The 2,630-nt window shown below is 42.2% G+C and carries 3 protein-coding genes; 2 read left to right on the top strand and 1 reads right to left on the bottom strand.

The features are described 5' to 3' along the window. Positions 1-266: 266 nt before the first annotated feature. The gene (locus PX636_RS07300; protein WP_002735656.1) at positions 267-467 is read left to right on the top strand and encodes a hypothetical protein; all 201 of its coding nucleotides are present in this window, start codon (positions 267-269) and stop codon (positions 465-467) included. 96 nt (positions 468-563) lie between these two features. On the opposite strand, the gene PX636_RS07295 is transcribed toward PX636_RS07300, so the two are convergent. Further along, positions 564-1,385, bottom strand: coding sequence for a sulfotransferase family protein (locus PX636_RS07295; protein ID WP_002795838.1), 822 nt, complete (start codon positions 1,383-1,385; stop codon positions 564-566). Between the two features lie 90 nt (positions 1,386-1,475). Here PX636_RS07295 and PX636_RS07290 point away from each other — a divergent pair, with 90 nt between their 5' ends. Beyond that, positions 1,476-2,417 (top strand): hypothetical protein, encoded by a 942-nt coding sequence (locus PX636_RS07290; protein ID WP_002795839.1) that lies wholly within the window; start codon positions 1,476-1,478, stop codon positions 2,415-2,417. Positions 2,418-2,630: the final 213 nt, after the last annotated feature.

Genomic DNA, 2,630 nt, shown 5'->3' with positions numbered 1-2,630 from the left:
TTGAGGTCAAAAAAGTCTAAAAGCCTTATCCAACAAGGTTTTTAGATTTATTCAGCAAGCCCTAATTATAGTCACTTCAATTAAGATTGAATCGTATCAGACTTATCTGAAATGACTATCCCTTTTGAAGGACTAATCTTCTGATAAGAAGAGTCCAGGCGAAAAAAAACCAAAAAGTAGCGGAATGTATAGCGCGCCACTACATCTCAGAAAAAACCTCTTACAATAGAGACAAAAGTGATCGGAGATCAATGGGGGTGAACGTCATGTTAGTGATTTTAACCGACGAACACATTCTCGATACGGGTTCTGTCTGTCAGGGCTGTCTTTTAGCCAACCAGCAGGGACAACCCCGGTGGCGAGAGGGTAAACTAGGCTGTGGTCACTCCTTGGGTAAAGGAGGAAGCCAACAGCCCAATCTCTACGAGTGTCAGATGGGCTTTACAATTGCTAATATTGAAGGCTAATCAGACCTTTTAAATGCTCAACTTAGAGTTGAGTTAGGGGTATTTTCTTGGGACTCGGAGGAGAGAATCAAGGCTATTACTAATACCCAATTCAGTTTAGATACAATGACAATAATGGCTGAGGGTTTCGTAGCATCGATCGTAGGCTTTTTGGGCTTGGGTTAAAACAGCGTCGGAAATTTCTATATCTAATTTTCTGGCTTGTTTAATAATTTTACCCGCTTTGATATTCTCGGAAGAATCTCCTATACCGCGGCTGCCAGTGGTTTTTAAAACTCGATATTCTTCAGAAAATCCCGTTTTAGTATCGAGATGACTCTGTAAACCATTAAAGACCAATTGACTTTGGTTTAATACCTGATCGTGGGTGATAAATAAACTCTTTTCTTTGCTGTTAATTAATTGAGCATAACTTTCTAAGGTGGCTAAACGACCGGTATAATAACCCAGGGCGTGCTGCTCGTTTTGATGCGGTTTAATATCTAGAATACTAGCTAAAGTGCGCTGCGGTTCTCGTAGTAAAAATATGGTCTTAACCGGATCAGATTGCAAAAAACTATGATCTAAAAACTTCTGATCGTGAAGAACTTTATCTAAAATATATTTATGATTCATGTTTAAATCTTTCAACCGCCAGTAGAGTTGAAACATTAAAGTTTTAAAATCCTCTTCACTCTCATAAACCAGATGAGTTTCGCCAAAACCGATAATTTCAGGATTAGAATTGAGGATATGGGTCAATAAAGACGAACCCGATCGCATATGGCTAAGAATAAATAAAACCTGATAGGGTTGGGGACGAAAGAGAATTTTATAGGGGTCTTTGGGTGTATCAATGCGTACCTGAAAATACTTATAAGTTAAACGATGGGTTAAACCCTGCCAAGATTGGGGTAAGCGATCGAGGGCTATAGTCATAGGTTAATAAGGAATTGTGTCAACTTGTCGCGAAGATTCCCCTATAATGTATCCCATTTAAGACCCAAACAAAAGTGAGGTTTATACAAAATGGGATTGCCAAGTTGTTCGCTCTGGTTTTTTACGGCGCGAACCGATGTCTGGTTTATGATGAACACTATTCCCCATCTAGTCAAAATGAGTCAGTTTCCCTTCGAGGAAAAGGTACTCGCTATTGACACGGCCCCTTTAAGCGGGGAAAAGGTTAATCGCCCCGGACTGGGTACAATGGAGGAGTTAAGAGCCTGTGGTGAAAAATTAGTTAAAGATGGCATAATCGATCGCCTAGTGGATTTTAACTACGATCCCAGCTATCGTCAGCGCATCTATCAAAAGCATTTCGGCAGTCCCCTCCGTTCCACCCATAACTACAAAGGTTATCCGATTTTCGGCTCGATCTTCAAAATCGAGTCCTGTCGCAGCGATTATATGGTCCATTATGACAGCGACATGATGCTCTACCAAGAACCGGATTACAGTTGGATTCGCGAAGGGATCGAGTTAATGGAAACCCATCCAGAAATGATGTTTGTGCGTCCTTTGTCCGGTCCGCCGCGGCCCGATGGTACGATTGATTCTGCCCATCCCTGCACGAAAAATCCCGATGGATTCTATCAATTTAAATTTTTTGGTAGTCGTGCCTATCTACTTAATTGTCGTCGCTACGATCGCCTTTTACCGATCACCCCCCTCTGGCGCTCTTATAAAAATACCTTTCTCGATTATCTACCCGATGGTTTAAAAGCTTGGGGCAATATTGTGACTGGCAAAGGAAAACTCGACTCTTGGGAAATTATGGTTTCTCGCTCCCTAGAACAAAGCAACTACTATCGCGCCACTCTCACCAATGCCAAGGGTTGGACTCTGCACCCCAACGAGCGCTCTGCCGCTTTTAGGCAAGCTTGGCCGACTATTATCGAAAAAATCGAAGCGGGTATTTACCCACCGACCCAAGCTGGTTATTATGACCTGATCCCGGAATTATGGTATTAAAAGAGCGTTAGTTCTCTAGATTTGAGGTGAGGTGGTACTTAGGGTCTGCTGAAAAAGTTTTTCCCGGTGGCAGGGTGTGGGGTGTGGGGTTTTACTCATTTTCAGGTGGTCAATTACCTAATTTTCAGGGAAAAAGTCCAGGAATTTTACCCCCGATCACTCCAATGCTAGGCACTTTTTGAGGTCAAAAAAGCCTAAAAACCTTATCCAACA

This window comes from Microcystis sp. M53598_WE2 (assembly GCF_030067735.1).
GTDB classification, from domain to species: domain Bacteria; phylum Cyanobacteriota; class Cyanobacteriia; order Cyanobacteriales; family Microcystaceae; genus Microcystis; species Microcystis aeruginosa.
This window is presented reverse-complemented; position numbering and strand designations above follow the sequence as displayed.